The following is a 20,641-nucleotide window of genomic DNA, read 5'->3' as shown; positions in this document are numbered from 1 at the left end:
TGGGTTCCGTGAATTAAGCAGCGGCCCCCATTTACCGGGGCCACAGAAGAGGAAATTGCTGGGGATGATACCTTGTCAGGCTAGTTCATCCCATATGTAATCACTGAATTTATCGAGCAGGTTGTCGAGATTATCGTCGAAGGCCCTCTGTAGCATTGCCTTCCCGCCGCGACGGTGAAAATTGCCGGTTTTGAACACATCGTCGTCAAGCACCACTTTCTCTTTCAGCGCGGTGGCTAAACGGTCGAGCCAGCTAAGCTGTTCGCTGTTCCAGTCGTTTTCGCCTTGAATGCGCACCAGCGCGTGATCGACACGATTCTCAAACGGCTTCAGTGCATCGCCGACCGCCGCACGGCGAATATGTCCAATCAGACGGGCGGCGATATCTTCATTGCGCGTCTCTTTCCACGCTTTGCGCAGGGAAGATTCCTCAAAGTGCTGGCGGTCAAACCACTCCTGTAGCTCGACCAACCCTTTTCGGGTGAGATCGCGCGGGTGATTGATTACTGCCTGTAATGCAGGCTGTGCGTTCGGGGAACGTTGCACCAGCGAATCAAAGGCTTCGAGGAAATCCTGCGGCGTGTCGTAATCACCGTACAGCGATTTAACGCTCACCACTTCATCATCAATATCGAGGAAGATCGGCGCATCGTTGAGGCTGTTGATATCTGTTTTCAGCTTTTCCAAACGGTCAATAAAGCCTGGCAGTTTGTTAAAGACTTCAGCGCTCCAGTGCGGCCCTTTTTCCCGCAGGCGCGAGGCGAAGCCGTTGAAGTTAACGCCCGCCGCGTCCTGGCAGAGTTCATCCAGGCGACGCACTTGTTTATCTATTGTTTCGCTGCGGTCACGGTTAAACGTTGCCAGGCCAATAATGCGCTGGAGCTTCGCCACCAGTTGTTCATGACTGTGCTCGGCAAAACTGCGACCGTCCGCTTCGGTGATTTTGTAGGTTTCAGAGTCGGTGATTTCATTCACCAGCGTCTGCAGTTCCACTTTCGGGCGCACCACTACCGGACGCATGGTGTCGACGCTCTCCAGCGTGCTGTAGATATCGACACAGTCAAAAATCTTAAAGCTGGTTTTCGCCACCGCCGGACACAGACGCGTAGCACGGCCTTTCATCTGCTCGTAGAGAATGCGGCTGCGTACCTTGCGCAGGAAGACAATGTTACAGATCGACGGAATATCAACGCCGGTGGTCAGCAGGTCGACGGTAACCACGATATTGGGCAGCCGCTCTTTGTTAAAGCGGGTGATCATGGTTTGCACTTTCCGCGTGTCTTTATCGGCATCACCGGTGATCTTGATGATCGCGTCGTGCTCCAGTTGCGGATACTTTTTCTTAAACGCGGTACGCAGTTCTTCCACCACCATATCGGCATGGGCATTGGTGACGCAGAACACCAGCGTTTTTTGCTGTCCGGTGGGGTCAAGATAGTTGGTGAGTTCGTTACAGACGGCGCGGTTAAACGCCGGGATCACCAGGCCACGGTTAAAGTCGGCTACCTCAAAATCCTGATCGTCTTCCAGAGTATCGTTAATTACTTCACCCTGTGGGTTGATACGCTCTACCTGCTCGCCTTTAGAGAGATAAACGCCCTCTTGCGCGTTGCGGGTGGTGATCTGAATCGGCGGATCCTGGTCGTTCAGATAACCGTCGATTACCGCAGTACGGTAGGTGTAGCGGTAAACCGGTTCACCGAAAATCCCCACCGTATGCAGCGCTGGCGTAGCGGTCAGGGCAATTTTTACCGCATCGAAGTGGTCAAGAATACGGCGGTAAGCAGAGACGTAATCAAGTTGGCTGCGGAATTGCAACTCGCCCTCGGTCTGCTCTTTATCGAGAATATAGCCACGGTGCGCTTCGTCGACGACGATACAGTCGTAACGGGCAACTGGCATCGGTTCATCCGATTGCAAAGTGCGTTTGACCAGCGACTGAACCGTGGCGACGTGAATTTTGGTGCTATCTTCCGGGAATTTATCCGTCATCCCTTTGATATCAAAAATGCTGTTGAAGGTGTCCCCATTAATACGCGTATCTTCAAACGCCCCAAGTGCCTGCTCGCCGAGCGAACGGCGATCAACCAGGAACAGGATGCGTTTGAAACGCTGGGACTGGATCAGGCGGAACATCAGGCCAATCGCGGTGCGGGTTTTACCCGTACCGGTGGCCATAGCCAGCAGGATCTCTTGCTGGCCATTGACGATAGCCTTTTCCACCGCGCGAACGGCATCTTCCTGATAATAGCGCAGGCCCAGCTCGCTCATCCCGGAGTTATCGGCAAACCACTGATTTTGTTTCTGCGGGTCGCTGCCTAGCATATCCAGCAGCTCTTCCGGGCGATGCCACTCCGGCAGCGCTTTCGACATGTAGGTCGTATGTCGCACGTCTCGATACCAGATGCCGCTTTTGGTCTTCATCGCCGCACGGTATTCACGCCCGTTGGTGGAGTAGCAGAAGGGGATTTTAAAGCTCTGTTTGCCGCTGGTATCCTGCCAGCTGATTTCATAAGTCGGTACAGCTTCGTGTACTTCGTCGGGAGCGTAGTGCTCCAGCAACGTATCGCGTAAGAACGCGTTATCGAAGTATTTACTGTAGCGATAAGACTCATTGAGTTTGCCGGGAACGTCGATATTTTTACGTTTCGCTTCAACCACCGCGATGGGCTTGAGGCCGACGAACAGAACGTAATCCGCAAAGCCCTGCTTACCGGTTTCATCTTTGCCGGTTGGCCACTCAGCAATTGCTTTATTAACACCCGGCTCCGGGCGTGCACCTTTGGCGAAGCGCAGCGCTTTACTGTCCGCCTGCCAGCCCGCTTTGCGCAACTGCGCGTCAATCAGGAAGCGGCTCTCTTCTTCGCTAAGGTTGATAGTACGCTTGATGGCCTGATCGGTGATCTCTTTATGGTATGCCTTACGTTCCTGTTCGGTCTGTTTCGCTAGCTCAGAGTCTTTTGCCGCGAGCTGGGCTTCCAGCGCGGCAACGCGAGCTTTAGTTTGCGCGTCGGTTTCCTGCTGCTTACCTTCAAGAATAGCAATGTAGCCGTTGAGTGCGACTAACCTCTGCTGCTGCGCTTCCAGTTCGGCTTGGCTGTGGGCTTTCTCTTGTGTCTTTTGTTCCAGTTGCTGTTTGAGCGACAGGACTTCGGTGTGATAGCGATCCTCACCGGGTTCAGGTAAAACAAAAACCGGAACCGGGAAGTCGTAATCTTTGGTCACCAGACGGTAGTACCATATCCCCAAACGGAAACCGAGCCGCAGGCACATCTGGGCGTCGTCAAGATCGTTATGGTACTCGTGTACCGCCTGGTTCCCAATACGGCGCAATTTGTGGAATACAGAAAGGATGTTGTCATCAACGAAGGCAATTTTGCCCAGTTCACGCAGAAGATCGTGTTGATTCTCACAGAGGGGGATATCTAGCAGCAAGCCAAGATGTTTAGCCGTCGATTCGCCAAACATACGCATTTTAACCAGCGTGGTGTTGGGATCATCCGGGTAGTTATTTTCCGCCGCACAGGCGATGGCATAGGTGAAGTCGTTGACGCCCTTCAGGAACTCAAAATTGGATTTAGTCATCATTAAGTATTGATCCATCGCTGTGCAGGCCTATCCATACATTTAAGCCCATAACTTTTTATCTTAGCTTTCCGCATCTTCCCGGGCAATGACCAACGTCACAGCAACTGCTAATTCTTAAACGCAAACAAATCGCCTGCCGTTAAACACTGCGCTTTCTTGACTGAATGGCAATTCATCACGCAGATCGGTAATCAGTTGCGAAGCTCGCACCAACAGCAAACGAAAAGGCAGTTCAAAATTTGTGGCGTAATCCACATTCAGCAACGCGATACGCAGACGCTCGGCACCTCCGGCTTTTATCAGACGACATTCTTCGATGACTTCAGCCCACTGCTGAGTAATTCTTGGCATTTCATTAACTTCCGCGAAGCTATAATTTTCGATCTGGTAATCAATACCTTCGACTATGCTGGTTACCCGTCGGTCATTTTATCAATGGCCTACGATAACCGGAAGCCAATTTGATGTTGGTCTTGAGGTGGCGCACTGCGCCAGAGCCACCACTGCAAGCTACCGGTCTCACCGCTTTATTATGGTAATTCGTTCAATGAAGGCCATCGACAAAATACCCCGCACTACACCTAACGCTAATAAGGCGTTAGCAGAATACCAGCAACTGCTTACCTGGTTGCTGAACCACTAGAACTCAACGATACGCCGTACCACGATCCGCAAGCTATCACCCAACAAATTGAATACGGAATGACAGTACGGGAAACCATCAACGGGGAGCAGGTCATGGGTACTATAAGTTGTCAATCGACATCACTGTGTATAGCTTATGCACTATAAATTAAGTGATAGGCGTTATGACATGGACATTAATGAATTTCCACCGGGGGTAATCGAACATCTTGGCTGGTATGTATACCGTCTGATTGACCCAAGGGACGGCAGTACGTTCTACGTAGGAAAGGGGAAAGATAATCGTGTATTTGCTCATATGCGCGGTGAGGTCGTAGCAGTTGATGATGAGTTACTTAGTAACAAGCTCAAGCAACTTCGAGAGATCAGATTAGCAGGTCTTGAGGTTATTCATGTTATCCATCGACACGGTATGGCTGACGAAAAGACCGCTTACGAGGTTGAAGCAGCACTCATAGACGCTTACCCCGGTTTGACTAACATCATGAACGGTGCTGGCAGTAATGAATTCGGTGCTGCACACATCAAAGAGTTAATCGCTACGTATCAGCCTGAAACAATTGTTTTCCAACATAAGACCCTGATGATATCCGTTAACAGGAGTTCAAAGGATATTGATCTCTATGATGCTGTGCGTTTTAGCTGGCGTATCAGCGTTGAACGCGCCCGTAAAGCTGAGGTTATATTGGCTACAGTAAGGGGAATCGTGAGGGGAGTATATGTTGCTGATGAGTGGCTCAAGTCAACCCGTGAGAATTTCCCAGAGATGCCTTCATGGGACGCAGACGATGAGTTTGAAGCTACTCAACGTTCCCGTTTCGGGTTCCGAGGTAGGGTGGCATCTCCTAAGATCACTCAGCTTTATCTCGGCAAGAAGATACCTGATGACCTCAGAAAGAAAGGCGCTATGTCTCCTGTAAGATATTCACCAGGATTTTGATTTCTGAATGAAGCAGGATTTCAGGTCATAGCTCTTTCTCGCTCATGATGCCCCTTGGGTGACGTCATGATTGGCACCTCAGTGCCATAACCTGACATTGAATATTAAAGTACTATTCTTAGGAAAGAAGAAAATTAATTTAATTTTCATTTTTAAAAAAATACGGCGTAAAAATACACGCCGTTTCAAAATTAGAATGATACCTTCGATTTTAGCAATTTAGCAGCCAGTTCAAAATCTATTTCTCCTGTTTCTGACTCAGTTGCAAGTGTGTAAAGAACTAAAGTATATGTATCCCCTAGCATCTTAGTGATTGCACTCGCAGTTGTTGCAGATATTGCGCCTCCTACAACACTACCAACACCGGGAATCATCTTAAGTAAACCAGTAACAATAGCCCGTCCAACAAAAACTGCACCGCCAGCACCAACTAATGACGTAACCATTGTAGTAAGAGCGGCTCTGGATACATCCATCCCGAACGTGTAACTAATCTTAGCTATCATCCCTACTTGTATGGGCACTAATGTAAATGCGTCTGAGAATGGTACAGGTATTGCAGCTGCGGTTGCAGCTAGAGCTGTGGCCGCTAATACCTCTTTACTAGCTTGCTCTTTTTTTATATCCAATGCCTTTTTATTTTTAATTGACAAAGCATTGGAGAACGCCTTTTTTTGAGCTTCGGGGATAACCTCGTAAGATACTTGAATCAACTCATCAATGCCTTTAACCTTTCTGATTCCTATTATCTCGTCCGTGTCATCGTCATCATAAATAACTTCTTCTATGGCTCGTGTAGAACAGACTGCATGACTGTAGTTTTTAAATGCTTTTCTAACTTCGTCAGTGAATTCGTTATTTTTAAATGCATTGGTTTTTGTCAGAACGACAATTACTGGTATACCTTTGCTAACAAGATATTTAGCTATATCTATTTCAGCCTCTTCGTATCTTTTTCCTGTGTCATTTATACATAACCATGCAAGGTGAACATAGTTTTCTGATAGTTCACTGCTGTTATTTTCATTAATATATGACTCTATATTAAATCTTGTTTTTTCATAATCAGCGACCTCAAGCCCTTGGGTGTCAATAATTTGCAAAGGAACGCCAGCTTTCTTAATAACTTTAATGTTGTCTGTAACTGGTTTGCCAACACCTGTTCTAGCAAAATTCCCTCTAAACACACCATTTATAAGAGAACTTTTGCCAACGCCTGTTTTACCTATCACTATAATGTTAGCTACTGGCATATCTTTTACTGCATCATTCAAAATGTTATTTATATCTATATTCACGATTGTCATCCTTCATCCAAAACTTTCTCAATCTTATCGTGCAACCACCAGATTGTGAAAAGATAAATAGTATTAAGGCGAAAAAATGTACTGCTATGTTAGCGTGATCTGGTAGTGATCAATCATTGTTTAACTTTTATGTCCGCTCTTCGCTCACAGCCTCCAGTAGGTTGCTGTTGGCAACTCCTGTACCACCTGCAAAACCTTCAGTTATGCCAAGGGATTTTTTATTGAGCTCCATCAAAATGAATTCCACTTTTTCAGTTGCTTTCTTCCTAAGTTCTTCCACATCAATTTTTTCTTTAGTAGCCATAAGTAACCTCTGTAAAATCTGTCGCTAGTGGGATAGGTAAGCTAGCAACTAGCATATTAAATTTAAACACTTTACGATGTATGAATAACCAGTAAATTTTTATGTTTTGTAACCTTTTGAATTTACGCTTATTGAAAATCCCCTCAAAATGTCATGCCTCCTTTTAATTTGGTGCATCAAGTTACACTTCAAACACCATAGCGCTTATTTCCTCCAGATGTAATACAGTAACGTCCGCCTCTGGGGCCTATACATACGTTGCCTGATGAGCAAGAACAGGAAGAGCTATAATTCTGTGGCTGCTGATGCCGAGGCGTTCTTGGTTGTTCAATTCGTTGTTGCTTTGGAATAGGCGTTGGTTGGGATGGGACTATTTTTATGTAACATTCTGAGGTTTCACATAAATAGCTAGTAGATACCCAGCGTTCTTCCTCTTGATCTATGCTTATCCTGCTCCATGAAGAAACTTGTTCATACACTCTTACCTGGGCTCCTCGCTTTAGAGATTGAATCGTATTCCCGTTAGGAGCATTACGCACTTTCAATGTGTCGGCATTAATATAATATTTTTTCGATTTCTCATCAGTAAGTATATTTGATGTTGAATTATGGGTGGTAAGAGTTGACGGCGGGTTAGATTGTGAGAGTGGTGTGGCATTGTTTGTTTGTATTTTGTCATTTTTCGCAAAAAGCCAAAAGAGAAAAAGAATAACCATGAATCCTACAGTTTTATTTTTCATTCCACACCTATCCCTCGTATGTGAAAAAATAATATACCGCAAACAGGTGTGCTAAAAATGTGTCGTTTGTCATACATTTTGTACATCGGACATCAAGTGAAACCTAAAGGTTTTCTAACGTTTTTTCCTCGTTTGACTATCACTTACCACTCGCATTGTGATAAATGTATGAGTCATTAATCAGGATTTAGCCATGGAGTACAAGGATGACCCAGGTTTCAGAACCCCGCTGTGTTTTCACCGAAGGCAGCATTACCTTGCCTGCCGGATATCGTGAGCAGACCGTCAACATTCTGATCGCGCCATCCGGACCATCGCTTAACATCTCCCGTGACCAATTGCGCCCCGACGAAGACTTTGCCACCTACCTGGTCCGCCAGCGTGAGGTGTTGCAAAAAGGCTTGCGCAAGTACCAGGCTCTCGACGAACAGCCCGCCGTATTGGGCGATGGCCTGTTCCACGGCATTACGCTGCTTTCCCGCTATCATCCGCAAAAGGGTCAGACGCTGCACCAACGTCAGGCTGTATTCCCTGTTACGGCTTCTAACGTGTTGATTTTCACGCTGGCGAGCTCCCAAGCCTTGACCGAGCAGGATGAAGCTTTCTTCTCAGCCTGCCTGAGCAGTTACCAACACCCGTAACACCCCACATTTCGTACAAGGACAGGAGCGAATACCATGCTGGAAGCTGCACGCGTCGGTGATGCCATCGGCCATTCGGGGGCTCTCGCCGGGTTGATTGGCGGCACGATCCTAGGTGGCCTGATCAACGTGGCCGGGGGTATCCTGGGCGGCATGTTGATTGGTGCCGGGTGTGCGTCTGCCTGTCTTGGCGTGGGCTTTTTGCTGATTGGTGCCGGGATCGCGGTTGGTATGGCTGCCAATGCTCTGGGGGAAAAGGCGCGGGATGCATGTGTCGAGGCAGGGGCCAGTTCGATGAGCCCCAGCGGGGACATCCGAACCGGGTCGGGCAATGTCTTTATAAATGACAAGCCCGCCGCCGTCGCTACCTTGAGCACCGTAGCCTGTGACAAGGATAAGGTGCAGCAGGTGGCGCAGGGCTCTTCCTCGGTGTTCATCAACGGCCAGCCAGCCGCCCGCAAGAGCGATAAAACTACCTGCGATGCGACCATCCTGGCCGGTTCCTCCAACGTGTTTATCGGCGGTGGCACAACGACTACGGAAAACATCAGTCCGGAAATCCCCGAATGGGCCTACACCGTTTCCGACCTGACGATGCTTATCGCCGGTCTGGTCAGTGCGAAAGGGGCTGTGGGGCGTGGGCCAGGTGCTGTAGAGCGTCTGATGAGCAAAATTCCGGGGGCCAGCAAGGTAGCCAAAGTGCTCTGTTGGCTGGGGCCGCTGGCGATAGTCGTTCCAGTGATCGGTATTCTGGCCAACCCGGTAGATGTGACTAGCGGGCAAAAATTCCTCAATGACGACGATGACCTGGACTTCACTCTCGATGGTGAATTGCCGTTGTTCTGGCAGCGCAGTTATCTCAGCAGCCATGCAGCGGAGAGCGTATTGGGGTCGGGCTGGAGCCTGTTCTGGGAAAGTGAATTGCGGCAAGTGGAAGAGGGTATGTTGTGGCGTAACACCTACGGGGATTTTATTCCGTTCCCTGAGGTGCCGGTGGGTCATCGTACCTTCTGCCCCGACCAGCAGTGCTGGCTTACGCATAAGGAAGATGGCACGTGGTGTATCAGCGATGCCGGTGAACTGCGTTATCACTATCCGGCCTTTGACGCCGAGGGCCGAGCCCCCCTGAGTGCCATCAGCGACAACGTCGGCAACCAGCAGTCATTCCACTACAACGAACAACGGCAGATGGACATCATCACCCGTACCGGTGGCCAGGCCCTGCGTTGTGAATATCACCCTAAACTCAACCGTTTAATAGCCGTGTGGCAGCAAACTCTGGCGGGTGAGGTGCAGCGCGTTCGTTACCAGTATAACGAGGCGGGTCAACTGGTCGCGGTGCAACACCGAGGTGACGCAGTGATGCGTCGCTTTGGTTGGGATGAACAGAACGGTTTGCTGCTATGGCATGAGAATGCCACCGGGTTTCGCTGTGACTACCAGTGGCAGGAAATGGAAGATATCTGGTGCGTCACCGAACACCACACCAGCGAGGGTGATGGCTATCGGCTGGCCTATGAAGAAGAACGCAATCTACGCACCGCGACCTACCAGGATGGCAGTCAGGCGGTGTGGGAACTGGACGAACACCGTCGCGTCAGCCGTTACACCGACCGTACCGGCAACCAGCATCAGATGCTGTGGGATGAAGCCGGTCTCCCCGCCGGTTACCGCTCGCCGCTGGGCCATCTGCGCCAATGCCAGTGGGATGAACTGGGCAGGCTAGTGTCCGTCAGCGATGCCAACGGAGCCACTACGCGTTGGCAGTACCAACGCAACAGCGATCGGCAGACCTTTGTATTCTGGCCAGATGGCATTGCAGAAAGTACTGTCTGGGATGAACAAGGTCGGGTGGTACAGGAAACCGACCGGTTGCTGCAATCGACGCACTATCATTATCCACACATCCATACGCTGCTGCCAGATCGCGTCACCGATGCGCGGGGTGGCGAAAGCCAGTTAAGCTGGAATAGCCAGGGGCAACTGACAGGCTACACCGACTGTTCCGGCCAGCCCACTGCCTGGCGCTATGATACGCTGGGGCAGATGGTCTCCCGCCGCGATGCATTGCAGCAGGAAACTCACTACCAGTATAACGACGCAGGCCAACTGGTCACACTGACCCTGCCGGATGGTTCAACGGAGCAGTTTGACTGGTCTGATGCGGGGCTGCTGCTCAGCCATCAGCAGGGGCAAAACCTGCCGCGCCACTGGCATTACAACGCACGCGGGCAAACCCTGAGCGCTACCGACCGCCTGAACCGCACCCTGCGTTACGATTATGACGTGGAAGGCCACTTGCTCAGCCTGGATAACGCCAACGGCGGTATCTATCGCTTTACCCGTGATGCGGAAGGTCGCCTGCAAGAAGAGCACCGCCCGGACGATACCCGCTACGGTTACCGTTTTAATGCCGATGGGCAGGTTGCCGAAGTTGTGCAGCGTGGAACTGCAGACGACGAAGGGCACCACCCAGAGAAAGTCAGCCAACTAGCCTACGATGCGGCAGGCCAGGTTATTGCGCGCCAAACGCAGACCGAGCAGGTCATATACCAGTGGGATGTATTGGGCAGCCTGCTCAGTGCCAGCCGAATTCCGACCGAGCACGGTGAGAAGCTGGGTATCCAGCCCAATACCGTGAGTTTTGAACGGGATGCGTTAGGTCGGGTGACTCGAGAGCATAACGGCGTAGAAGCACTGAGCTATCAGTATGATGCGCTGGGTAACCTGACTACACTCGGCCTGCCGAACGATGACCAGTTCCAGTGGCTGCATTACGGTTCTGGGCACGTCACTGCCATCCGTTTCAATGACCAGATCATCAGCGAGTTTGAACGTGATGCACTGCACCGTGAGACAAGCCGTACTCAGGGGGCTTTGACGCAGCACCGGCAATATGACCGCCTGGGTCGTCGCCAGTGGCAGAGCAGTATCAGCAATCGCCTCACCGACGCACTTACATCCCCAGAGGAAGGGGTTCTGTGGCGAGCTTATCATTATGACGATATGCATGAACTGGCCGCCGTAGAGGACAGCAATCGGGGTATGCTGAGCTATGGCTATGATGTTGAAGGTCGGTTACGTAGCGTCTATTCGGCACAAAGCGATCAGACCTCTGTGCATTATGATCAGGCTGATAACGCCTTGCTACTGCCATTACTGACGCCAGAAAGTTCACCGTATGTCCGTGGTAGCCAACCTTATAGTGATAACCGTTTGACCCGATGGGAAGAATGGCAGTATCAGTATGATGCCTTCGGCAATATGTCGGTTAGGCAGAAAGGTCCCGGCAGCCAACACTATCGCTATGATGCCGATAACCGCTTGGTGGGGGCGAAAGGTGACGGGCCGAAGGGACTGTTTGAAGCGCAGTACCACTATGACGCGCTGGGTCGCCGGTCAAGCAAGGTGGTCACTCTTCGTCAGGAACGGCGTGAAACCCATTTCTTGTGGCAAGGATTGCGGTTGCTGCGAAGTCGTACTGACGATCACCAACAAACCTACTGCTATGACCCGAACGAAGCCTATACACCGCTGGCCTGCATTGAAAGGCACTACAGTGGAGACAAACTGTACTGGTATCACACCGACCTGAATGGTTCCCCACAGGAAGTGACCAACGCACAGGGTGAGATGGTGTGGTCAGGGCAGTATGGGGTATTTGGACAGGTGGCACGGCAGACCGATGCGATGTGGCGTAACTTCAGCCAGCCGTTGGGCCGGTTCCGCCAACCACTGCGTTATGCTGGGCAATATCTGGATGAAGAGACCGGGCTGCACTACAATACCTATCGGTATTATGCGCCGGAGGTAGGCAGATTCACGACGCCGGACCCGATCGGATTGGCGGGGGGGATGAACCTATATGCCTATGCACCGAATCCGTTAGGGTGGGTCGACCCACTTGGCTTAAATACCACTATTGTCAGATACATGAGTGAGGCTGAAGCTAGAGCTGTATCTGAAGCAAAAGGATTGGTTTTGAATAAAAACTCATCAAGAAAAGCAATATGGGTAAATACAGGAAATGCAGATTTCAACCCTAATGGAGAAAGATATCGGGTTACTTTAGAACTCGGGGATAAATCTGCGGGTCTGTTGAATGATCATATCGATATATCTAAATCACCTGTGGATTGGAAAGAGACGGGGCGTCCTAATGGTGTTCTATCTAAAACGAATGAGGTGGGCGCTAGGGGGATCGGCGTAAATGTACTTGATGACATCAATAGCGATATAAAGAAAATAACTATAGAAACGAAAGGAAAAAATGGGAAATGGGGGAGGTTTAAATGTTAGGCAAAAAAAACATGGCTGTTGAAAGTAACTTGTTTGATTTATTTAACTATAAGTTGAGTTGTTTTTTAAATACTAGAAATAAAGCAAGGCGTTGGAAGGATTTCTCTTATGTAAAGTGGGAGGAGGATGTTCTAGATTTGAATGTGGTCGTTAACAAAAGGAAATTAGACCTAATACGTTGGTATGATAACCTTTCCGATATTGAAGAGAGAAGGGTTGCTATACTAAAGAGTAAGTTTACTGATAATGATTTTGAATGTATAAAAACCGTACTGTCTAGATTTGGATATTTATTTAAGATACAAAAAAAACAATCAGATAAAGACTATCGCTTATTGTTTTTTGTAATACAATTAATTAATATGAAAAATAATAAAAGCATTGGAGAGAAACGAAATGAACTCATGACCTCCTTATGTCAACAACTCTTATGCGAGCTATTTCTGTGTTATGAAGATTTTTCTCGATTCAGTGTCGATAATGACAGAGTGTTTTTTGAAACCGAAAATATAGGGTCTGTTAATTTAGTTGATATGATCAACCTTCTTTTTTTAGAGAAAAAAACAGATGACTCATGTGCGTTTGGAATGTTTTATACATCACTAATAAGGTTTTTATTTGTAAGTGACAATGAAAAACACCATCTTAATTTTGATGATAAAAATGAGAAATTTATTTATCCGGATTTTTTCATTCATCATTTAAATGACGAAACCAAGAAGAGCAAAATCTTCAATATTATTCCTGATATGTTGGATTTATCTCAATCGTCCAATGAGATTTTTATTTCCAATATGTTGCTCATGAGTTTTATTTTTTACTTCTTAAAATGTGAGCGAAGAAATATATTGCAAATAAAAAAATATTTAAATGATGATGATGTTTTTTTACGTTTTTTTGAAGCGGTAATAAAACGGAGATTGATTATTGGTAAGGATCACTTTACTGATCTTGGCCTAGACGATTATTTGTCAAAAATAAAATTAAATGAGACTCATTTTTATAATATATTAAATGAGGCGTAGGTTAATACGTTAGTTTTTATTAAAGGAGTGCTGTCGTTTAGTTAATTTTATTTATACAGTGTACCAAGACGTTATGCTTTTATTTGCGGTGGTTTCTAAGATCTTGGATCTTGTTGGTTACGAGCAGATCGACTGAGCATTGTGCGAGCTGTTGAAAGAAGGCCTACTACTTTAAGTAGGCGACGGTGTCCACGCTTTGCTGGGAGCTAATCAGACCTGACAGTCCGCTCAGTACCAAAAGCGGACATTGCTAATCTACCAGTGTATTGAGCAATGGGAGTTGGTCACAGGACAATCTGTTTCAAATTGCTTAATATTCTGGTCATTGGTTGTGAAAAATTTCAGTTTTCTGTCAGGACTATGCCGTGGCGATCTTCGATATCGATAAAGATGAATTACTCGGACTCTCAGATACTCTTTTGGAAGAGTTAATTGCTCGCCTTGCTGAAGCCGAAGTGGCTGCCAGAGGTTACAGTCCGGCCTGGGTGCGCTGGTCGGGATCGATCAATGCACCAGATGGTGGAATTGATGTCCACGTGCAGGTGCCGGTCGAACAACTCAACAGCGGGTTTATTGAGCGACCAGATACCGTTTTCCAGGCCAAGAAACACAAGATGCGCAGGGCCGATATTCTGCGAGAGATGGCTCCTTCAGGCGTCCTTTCTCCCATGATATCCGGCCAGGCCAGAAATGGGGGAAGCTATATCATTGTCAGTCTGGGCGAGGATTGCACTCCCCCCATGCTTGCCGAACGCGTTGCTGCAATGCAGGAGTCTGTCAGACATGATCCCTGTCATCAGAACCTTCATCTAGCCTTCTATGATCGCTCTAAGTTAGCTCAGTGGATACAACAGCATCCGTCAGTGATGCTGTGGGTCAACAGAAAACTGGGGAGGGGATATTCCGGCTGGCAGCCTTACGGAGCATGGAGTTGTCCACCAGAGGGGGTGGCAGATATTCTGATTACTGCATCCGGTATCACGATTTCGCTCCCGTCTGAAAAAGGTCATCCCCTGAGTATTGAGGAAGCCATCGTACCGATACGCCAGCTTATCCGGGCCACCAGGAAAGCTGTTCGAATTACCGGTCTATCGGGTGTCGGTAAAACGAGGATCGTTCAGGCATTGTTTGATGAAACCGTTGGGTCCGATGCTCTGGAGCGCACCCTGGCGGTCTATGCCGATACCGGTGACGATCCGGCCCCTTCAGCAGCAGCCATGCTGGAACGACTCATCGCCGACCAGCGCAGCGCAATTATGGTTCTCGATAATTGTCCCTCTGAGCTCCATGCTTCCCTCGCGGCGAGAGTTACCTCTCAGGGGAGCAGGATAAAACTTATCACCGTTGAGTATGATATTCGGGAGGACAAACCTCAGACCACGGAGGTGATCCACATCGAGGCGGTAGGACCGGAAGTCGCAGAAAAACTTCTGTTGCGCCGTTTCCCCAGTATTGGACAGTTGAACGCCCGGCGGATCGCTGAATTCGCTGACGGAAATGCCAGAGTCTCGCTGGCTATCGCTGAGAGAGTGGATGAGGGGGAGTCGTTGGCCGTTCTGTCCGATGCACAACTCTTCGACAGACTTTTTGAACAACGTCATGAACGAGACGAGGGATTACGGGAGCAGGCCGAGATACTTTCGCTGGTGTACTCGTTTTCGAGTGACTTTTCTGAAAACGGCGACAGTGAATTGGAGATCCTTGGCACGCTCGCGGGCTATTCACATAACCAGTTGTACCGTACGCTCAAGAAGCTGACCGATCGCCACATGCTTCAGGCCAGATCGCACTGGCGAGCCATCTTACCCCATGCTATTGCGAACAAACTGGCCGCCTCCGCTCTGGATAGCTTCCCGGTTGCGTTTCTCAGGTCTACCTTTGAAGCGCCAGGACGGGATCGCCTTCTTATGTCGTTTGCTCACCGGCTGGGCCTTTTACACGATCATCCGGTGGCAAAGGAGATAGCTGCTACATGGCTTCAGCCGGAAGCCATACTGGGTAACCTGCTGGCGTTAGAGGATTTTCCGGTTCGTATGCTGGAATTCATTGCGCCGGTGGTGCCTGACGTTCTACTTAACCGGATTGACGAGGTCCTCAGGGCCGCAGACTTTAAAGGCCGGGAAAGACATTACGACCCACGCTGGAGTACCATCCTCAACCTTTTGCAGGCACTGGCCTGGGAACCTTCATACTTTGACCGTTGCGCCAGCCTTCTGCTGCAAATAGCGGATCATGAAACGGATAAGTATCGTCAGGAGAATACACGGGACAGACTCACATTGTTCTGTCAGCCCTATCTGTCAGGTACACACGCCTCTCTGGAGCAGCGGATTGCGCTTCTGGAGGCTTGTCTTACTTCTGGTTTATTACAGCGTCGCACGCTGGGGCTGAAAATGCTTTCTGCCGGACTTAGCGGTTCTATGTGGACAAGTTCGGGTATATATGAGTTTGGTGCCCGCCCGAGGGATTACGGGGCAGAGCCAGACTATGACGCGTTGATGGCGTGGCGACATGCGTTCATCGCGATTACCGTTCGCGTCGGGAACGCCGATGATATGCATCTTGCCAACGGTGCGCGGACAGTTCTTGCAAATGCACTCAGTGACCTGTGGAGTGACAAGAGGATGGGCTCCGTCCTCATTGATGCCGCACGTACATTGCATGCCCGTCTTCCCTGGGGGGAGGGCTGGAAGGCTATTCGGACAAAACTGTACTTTGTGCGGAAGGATCCTCAGGTATCGCCCGTGCTGCTTGAAACTCTTGATGCTCTGGAAAGGAAGCTCAGACCGAATGATTTGCTTTCCGGTATCCGGTTTTATGTCCTGAGCAAAGGCCACCACAACTGGGTGCTTGATGACGACTTTAACCGAAATGACCAGGACCGATACGCTGAAGCAGAAGAGCGACTGATGGCCAGAGCAGAGCAACTGGGGCGTGAGTTTGCCGCTTCAACACTTTGTCTTTCTGACCTGAGACCCAATCTGTTCTCTTCTGAGTGGATGCCTTACCGAAGCGTATTCGGACAGGGGCTTGCTCAGGGAACCGCGAGTCCTCGTGAAGTTTGGCAATTGCTTATAAAAGAACTGGAACAGGACTCTACTGAAAATAAAGATTTTTCGGTATTTCTAGGCTTTATCGAAGGCGTGGATCGTATTAATGAAGCGCTAGCCCATGAATTTCTGGATCACTGCGCTGTGCATCCTTCACTCTGCCGAGTTCTGGTTAATTTGCATCCCCATCGAGATTTTACAGAAACGGACCTCAATCGATGCATGTCGCTTCTGGATAAACTTGATACTCGTCCAGTTATGTTTGACGCCATTTTTTGGCAAAAAAAATGCCTGCATCTCCCAGTACCCCGAGTGCTCGAACTGGCCGAACAACTGTTAGCCAAAGAAAATGGCGCTGAGGTGATTCTGAATGGGCTAGGGATGAGGCTACATGGCAAAAAAGCGACAGAGGACATGCCTGATCCGGAACTCCTTCAAATCGGTCTCAGGGCAGCCATTCAGGCTTTACAGAAAGATACTGACGATCGGGGCGGTCTCTTTGATGACTTTATGGAATCTGTCGTAGCGGCAGCATTGCAATTTGGCAGCTATGAAGGGCGAAAAGAACACTGGCTGGATGCAATCTTCTCAGCGATTGATAAACACTATGGTTACATGAATGGTTACCGTAAAACCATTCAGACAACGGTGTCACTCATACCCGAAGCGTTTCTCTCCCGTCTCTTTGCGGATTCTGAAGATCAAAGATGCATGCGGCTGTTCTTCATGCGTAGCGGCATTTCGGATACTCCGCTGCTTTCATGTGTTGCCATCGAAACCTTGATTGACTGGTGCTCCAGGAGTGACGATCCCAAGGTATGGGCATATGTGCCACAAGGGTTAGAACTCTGGTCAAGTAGTAGTGACACAAGCAGCGTTACTTTGTGCGAGAACGCTATCAAATTCTTGGAAGCTGCACCTGAACCTTCAGTAGTTCTTGAGTCTTTTGCTGAATTAACGAGCCCATCAAGTTGGAGTGGGAGTCTTGCGAATATATTACGGTGCCGGACTGACGCTATTGGTGAACTCATTGAACACGAGCGGGACGACATTGCAAACGCTGCGAAAGAGATTCATGGGAAATTGATGCTTTTGATTGAACGTCAAAGGATTCGGGAACAGCAGAAAGATCGTGAAGGCGAACAGCGGTTCGAGTGATGGCTATCCGCAAGGATCTGCATCGTCACTGATCTTCAAGTGCTCTAGTTTCTTCATGCATCTCAATTCCAGGCATAACGTCTGCTTTGTGCCAGGAGCGGACATTGCTGACATCACAATGTGTTAATCAACCGGGAACAGGTCAGTCAGTTGGTGATGGGAGTGAGTTGCCAAAAGTTGTCGCCCGCCATCACCGCTAGCGGGGATTCTTGACTGTACGCGCTCTAAGATACAATTGCTTCATTCAGTGAGCTCTATACTTAAGTTTTAAAATGATTCCCTTTAGAAAATATATTTTAAAATAATATACAAAGTAAATCATTATCATTGAAACAATCAAGTTATTTGAAGTGGTATTGGATTTTAATCAGGAAAAGGAGTTTTTATTTTCAAGAAGAATAAGAGCTTGCCTATTTATGAATTTTGTCATAAGTTAACTTTTTATATCTGAATATAAATGAAATTAATGAGTCGGTGGGGATGATGAATACAGTGAAACTTGAACACTTTATAAGGGCTATTGAAGACGTTGGCGCTCATGGCGACAATGATATGTTGCCTTTTGATATCGATACAGTTTTCATTTCAGATTCAAAGACGCAGATAGCAAATATGGCTTTTGACTTCTTTGAAAGGCTTGAAAAAGATGGCAAAACGAACACAAGAAATACTTTGAATGGAATTCAGGTTTACTCGGAGAGATTGCTTTCACCAACTGGTGCAAGCGGCTTTAGAATTTCCACAAAGATACATCCATTTTGGAATATATATCTTAATGGTCTGGCTATCGCGATTGCAGAAATAAATGAATCAAAAAGAAGTCAAAATGTACACTCATATCGTTACGTAGAAACTGGTGAGAATTTATTTGATAGAGATAAGTCATGGAGGGCATATAAAGAAGCAACAATTAATGATCCGGCATTAGATAATGATGGAGCTGTTGTTATCCAAACGGATATATCAAGCTTTTACGAGCACATATATCATCATCGTATCGAGAATTGTATTAATGATTTATTTGGTGAAGGTTCTACAGTTGCAACTCAAATAGATAGATTGCTAAGTCAGTTGTCAGCTGGTAGATCATTTGGCTTGCCGGTCGGAGGGCAATGCTCAAGAGTTTTAGCAGAGTTGCTAATGACCTCAGTTGACCAACTTTTAACATCATCAAAACTTAATTGGCATAGGTATGTGGATGATTTTACTATTATTGCCAGTAATCAAGCTGAAGCGTACCGTGCTATTTCAATTCTGTCGAACGCTTTGGCAGATTATGGCTTGTCATTAAACAGAACTAAAACAACAATTTTAAAATCTCAACACTATAAAAACTTTGTTTATACACAATTGTTTGTTGATGATGATAAATCTAGTAAACTTAAAAAAATTGACTTACATTTTGACCCCTATTCAGACAATCCTGTTTCTGATTATGATGAACTAGTTGAAACTGTCGAAAAACTAAATGTACAAGCCTTACTTGATTTAGAGATCCATAAAAGTCAGCCAGACACTTTTTTAATTAATCAAATAAGTAGAACATTGAAACTTCATGAGCCAGCTTTAGCATTACAGTTATGTATAACATTACTCTCTCCAGAAAACTTACATTCCTTTAGAAGTTCTTTTTCTACAATTATTAAAGGTGTAATTTCTATTAGGAATGATGCGCGGTATTCTTCTATCTATCAAATACTTGATGGGATGGTAGATGATATTGTTGTGCACTCTGTGCATTTACTGCTACCAGAAGCGAACTGTTTGCATTATTTACGTTCTCTAAGAGTAATTCGAACAAATAATCGAGCTGCTTATGTTCATGGATTATTAAATGAAAGTTCATCTGAAACAATTAAAAGAGCGTGTCTTGATTGTATAAGAAATTGGAAAGATAGACCTTCATTCGTTTCCGAGAGAAATAAGTGGTCAAAATTGACACCGGAAGTACAAAGAATACTTTGGCTCGCATCCTATAAATTTGGTGATGACGGAAAACATTTTAGGGATCAAGTAAAAAAAGCAATACCTAACTCTTGGTCATTAGGAATTGAACAAAAAGGAAAAGCATCATTTTGTGAAATATTTATTAATTGGTGCCAAGGGGCGGAGAATAAATGAGATTTTTAAGATTACCTGTCAAAGATCCCAGAACTGTAGCGCGAGATATTCCGGGCATCTGTGATTTGTTATTTCCACAATTGCTACCGGCAATAGTTGCACATCTCAATCGCGAGGCACAACCTATACCCGACTGTACGATTATTGATGAAAGTATGTTGGTAGGAATAGATACAAATGCAGCTATGCTATTTGAAGTTGCCTATGTAAGAGCAGAGCAAATGCTTGAAGAAAAAAATGAAGATTGGAATGAGTGTTTGTCTATCGCCCTGAGTCGGCAATCAAGGTATTTTGATGCAGCTTTACCCGATAATTTATCAGATATTGAGATTAAAATAGCTAACCAAACTGCTATCAATCTAACAAAATCAATAACATATTTGAGTGAAAAATGGGGTGATGGTAATGTAGTTAGGTCTCCCATTATTCCTGGATTTCAATGGATAGCACAAGGTCAAGGAGATTTCTCTATCGACCAGCGGCTGATCGAAGTAAAATGCACAAATAGAAATTTTTCGTCTTCTGATTACCGGCAGATTTTAATTTATTGGCTATTGAGTTTCTCATCCTCAATTGAGGGTGGTACGGATGAATGGAAGACAGGTGTACTATTGAACCCTAGAGCAAACAAATACATTGAAATTGATTTCAATGAATTAGTTAGCATAGTAGCTTCAGGAAGAAATAAGTTAGAGTTGTTGGAGCTGTTTTCGTCAATTGTGGGTGATTATGCATACAAATTAGGAGAGTAAATTCTACGAAATGAGTATGAGTGCTATGCCTTCGCCACCATAGCACTTAATGTTGTAGTGGATAGCTAAAT

The 20,641-nt window shown here is 47.1% G+C and carries 11 protein-coding genes and 1 pseudogene; 7 read left to right on the top strand and 5 right to left on the bottom strand.

All coding sequences use genetic code 11. The annotated features are described in order from the left end of the window. Positions 1-75: 75 nt before the first annotated feature. Together hsdR and IMQ33_RS07285 are read right to left on the bottom strand one after the other, a co-directional pair. Entirely contained in the window at positions 76-3,588 is a 3,513-nt protein-coding gene (hsdR, locus tag IMQ33_RS07290) for a type I restriction-modification system endonuclease (RefSeq protein ID WP_196061675.1), read from the bottom strand. Between the two features lie 117 nt (positions 3,589-3,705). Beyond that, positions 3,706-3,996, bottom strand: a pseudogene (locus IMQ33_RS07285) (DNA-binding protein); the annotation flags it as partial. Positions 3,997-4,402: 406 nt separating this feature from the next. On the opposite strand from IMQ33_RS07285, the gene IMQ33_RS07280 reads away from it, so the two are divergent. Further along, positions 4,403-5,173: a hypothetical protein gene (locus IMQ33_RS07280; protein WP_196061677.1), complete on the top strand. Its 771-nt coding sequence runs from the start codon at positions 4,403-4,405 to the stop codon at positions 5,171-5,173. Positions 5,174-5,364: 191 nt separating this feature from the next. Here the strand turns inward: IMQ33_RS07280 and IMQ33_RS07275 are convergent, their stop codons facing one another. The 3 genes from IMQ33_RS07275 to IMQ33_RS07265 all read right to left on the bottom strand — a co-directional run bounded on the left by IMQ33_RS07275 (position 5,365) and on the right by IMQ33_RS07265 (position 7,524). Beyond that, the gene (locus tag IMQ33_RS07275; RefSeq protein WP_196061678.1) at positions 5,365-6,471 is read right to left on the bottom strand and encodes a GTPase; all 1,107 of its coding nucleotides are present in this window, start codon (positions 6,469-6,471) and stop codon (positions 5,365-5,367) included. 136 nt (positions 6,472-6,607) lie between these two features. Next, on the bottom strand, positions 6,608-6,784 hold the full coding sequence (locus tag IMQ33_RS07270; protein WP_196061679.1) for a hypothetical protein: 177 nt from the start codon (positions 6,782-6,784) through the stop codon (positions 6,608-6,610). A 188-nt stretch (positions 6,785-6,972) separates the two neighbouring features. Further along, complete coding sequence (locus IMQ33_RS07265; RefSeq protein WP_196061680.1) at positions 6,973-7,524, bottom strand: SH3 domain-containing protein; 552 nt, start codon at positions 7,522-7,524, stop codon at positions 6,973-6,975. 206 nt (positions 7,525-7,730) lie between these two features. On the opposite strand from IMQ33_RS07265, the gene IMQ33_RS07260 reads away from it, so the two are divergent. The 6 genes from IMQ33_RS07260 (at position 7,731) to IMQ33_RS07235 (ending at position 20,570) form a co-directional block, all read left to right on the top strand. Beyond that, positions 7,731-8,165 carry a DUF1795 domain-containing protein gene (locus IMQ33_RS07260; RefSeq protein ID WP_196061681.1) on the top strand — a complete coding sequence of 145 codons (435 nt, stop codon included), beginning with the start codon at positions 7,731-7,733 and terminating at the stop codon, positions 8,163-8,165. A gap of 36 nt (positions 8,166-8,201) precedes the next feature. Then, on the top strand, positions 8,202-12,464 hold the full coding sequence (locus tag IMQ33_RS07255) for an RHS repeat-associated core domain-containing protein (protein WP_196061682.1): 4,263 nt from the start codon (positions 8,202-8,204) through the stop codon (positions 12,462-12,464). After that, entirely contained in the window at positions 12,458-13,489 is a 1,032-nt protein-coding gene (locus tag IMQ33_RS07250) for a hypothetical protein (RefSeq protein ID WP_196067755.1), read from the top strand. Before IMQ33_RS07255 ends, IMQ33_RS07250 begins: the two co-directional genes overlap by 7 nt. A gap of 365 nt (positions 13,490-13,854) precedes the next feature. Then, positions 13,855-17,697 carry a hypothetical protein gene (locus tag IMQ33_RS07245; protein ID WP_196061420.1) on the top strand — a complete coding sequence of 1,281 codons (3,843 nt, stop codon included), beginning with the start codon at positions 13,855-13,857 and terminating at the stop codon, positions 17,695-17,697. A gap of 480 nt (positions 17,698-18,177) precedes the next feature. Next, the gene (locus IMQ33_RS07240; RefSeq protein WP_230326614.1) at positions 18,178-19,818 is read left to right on the top strand and encodes an RNA-directed DNA polymerase; all 1,641 of its coding nucleotides are present in this window, start codon (positions 18,178-18,180) and stop codon (positions 19,816-19,818) included. Continuing rightward, positions 19,815-20,570 (top strand): hypothetical protein, encoded by a 756-nt coding sequence (locus tag IMQ33_RS07235; RefSeq protein WP_196061415.1) that lies wholly within the window; start codon positions 19,815-19,817, stop codon positions 20,568-20,570. The genes IMQ33_RS07240 and IMQ33_RS07235 overlap by 4 nt, the downstream gene beginning before the upstream one ends. Positions 20,571-20,641: the final 71 nt, after the last annotated feature.

This window comes from Serratia sp. Res13-Sevr-LER1-36-b (assembly GCF_015673035.1).
GTDB lineage: Bacteria > Pseudomonadota > Gammaproteobacteria > Enterobacterales > Enterobacteriaceae > Chania > Chania fonticola_C.
The sequence above is the reverse complement of the archived record's forward strand: the minus strand, read 5'-3'. Positions and strand labels throughout refer to the sequence as shown.

What these genes read in the sequence shown, in the direction of transcription:
- hsdR (WP_196061675.1), bottom strand. Translation starts at nt 3,588, where the DNA reads ATGATGACTAAATCCAATTTTGAGTTCCTGAAGGGCGTCAACGACTTC.
- IMQ33_RS07280 (WP_196061677.1), top strand. Translation starts at nt 4,403, where the DNA reads ATGGACATTAATGAATTTCCACCGGGGGTAATCGAACATCTTGGCTGG.
- IMQ33_RS07270 (WP_196061679.1), bottom strand. Translation starts at nt 6,784, where the DNA reads ATGGCTACTAAAGAAAAAATTGATGTGGAAGAACTTAGGAAGAAAGCA.
- IMQ33_RS07265 (WP_196061680.1), bottom strand. Translation starts at nt 7,524, where the DNA reads ATGAAAAATAAAACTGTAGGATTCATGGTTATTCTTTTTCTCTTTTGG.
- IMQ33_RS07260 (WP_196061681.1), top strand. Translation starts at nt 7,731, where the DNA reads ATGACCCAGGTTTCAGAACCCCGCTGTGTTTTCACCGAAGGCAGCATT.
- IMQ33_RS07255 (WP_196061682.1), top strand. Translation starts at nt 8,202, where the DNA reads ATGCTGGAAGCTGCACGCGTCGGTGATGCCATCGGCCATTCGGGGGCT.
- IMQ33_RS07250 (WP_196067755.1), top strand. Translation starts at nt 12,458, where the DNA reads ATGTTAGGCAAAAAAAACATGGCTGTTGAAAGTAACTTGTTTGATTTA.
- IMQ33_RS07240 (WP_230326614.1), top strand. Translation starts at nt 18,178, where the DNA reads ATGATGAATACAGTGAAACTTGAACACTTTATAAGGGCTATTGAAGAC.
- IMQ33_RS07235 (WP_196061415.1), top strand. Translation starts at nt 19,815, where the DNA reads ATGAGATTTTTAAGATTACCTGTCAAAGATCCCAGAACTGTAGCGCGA.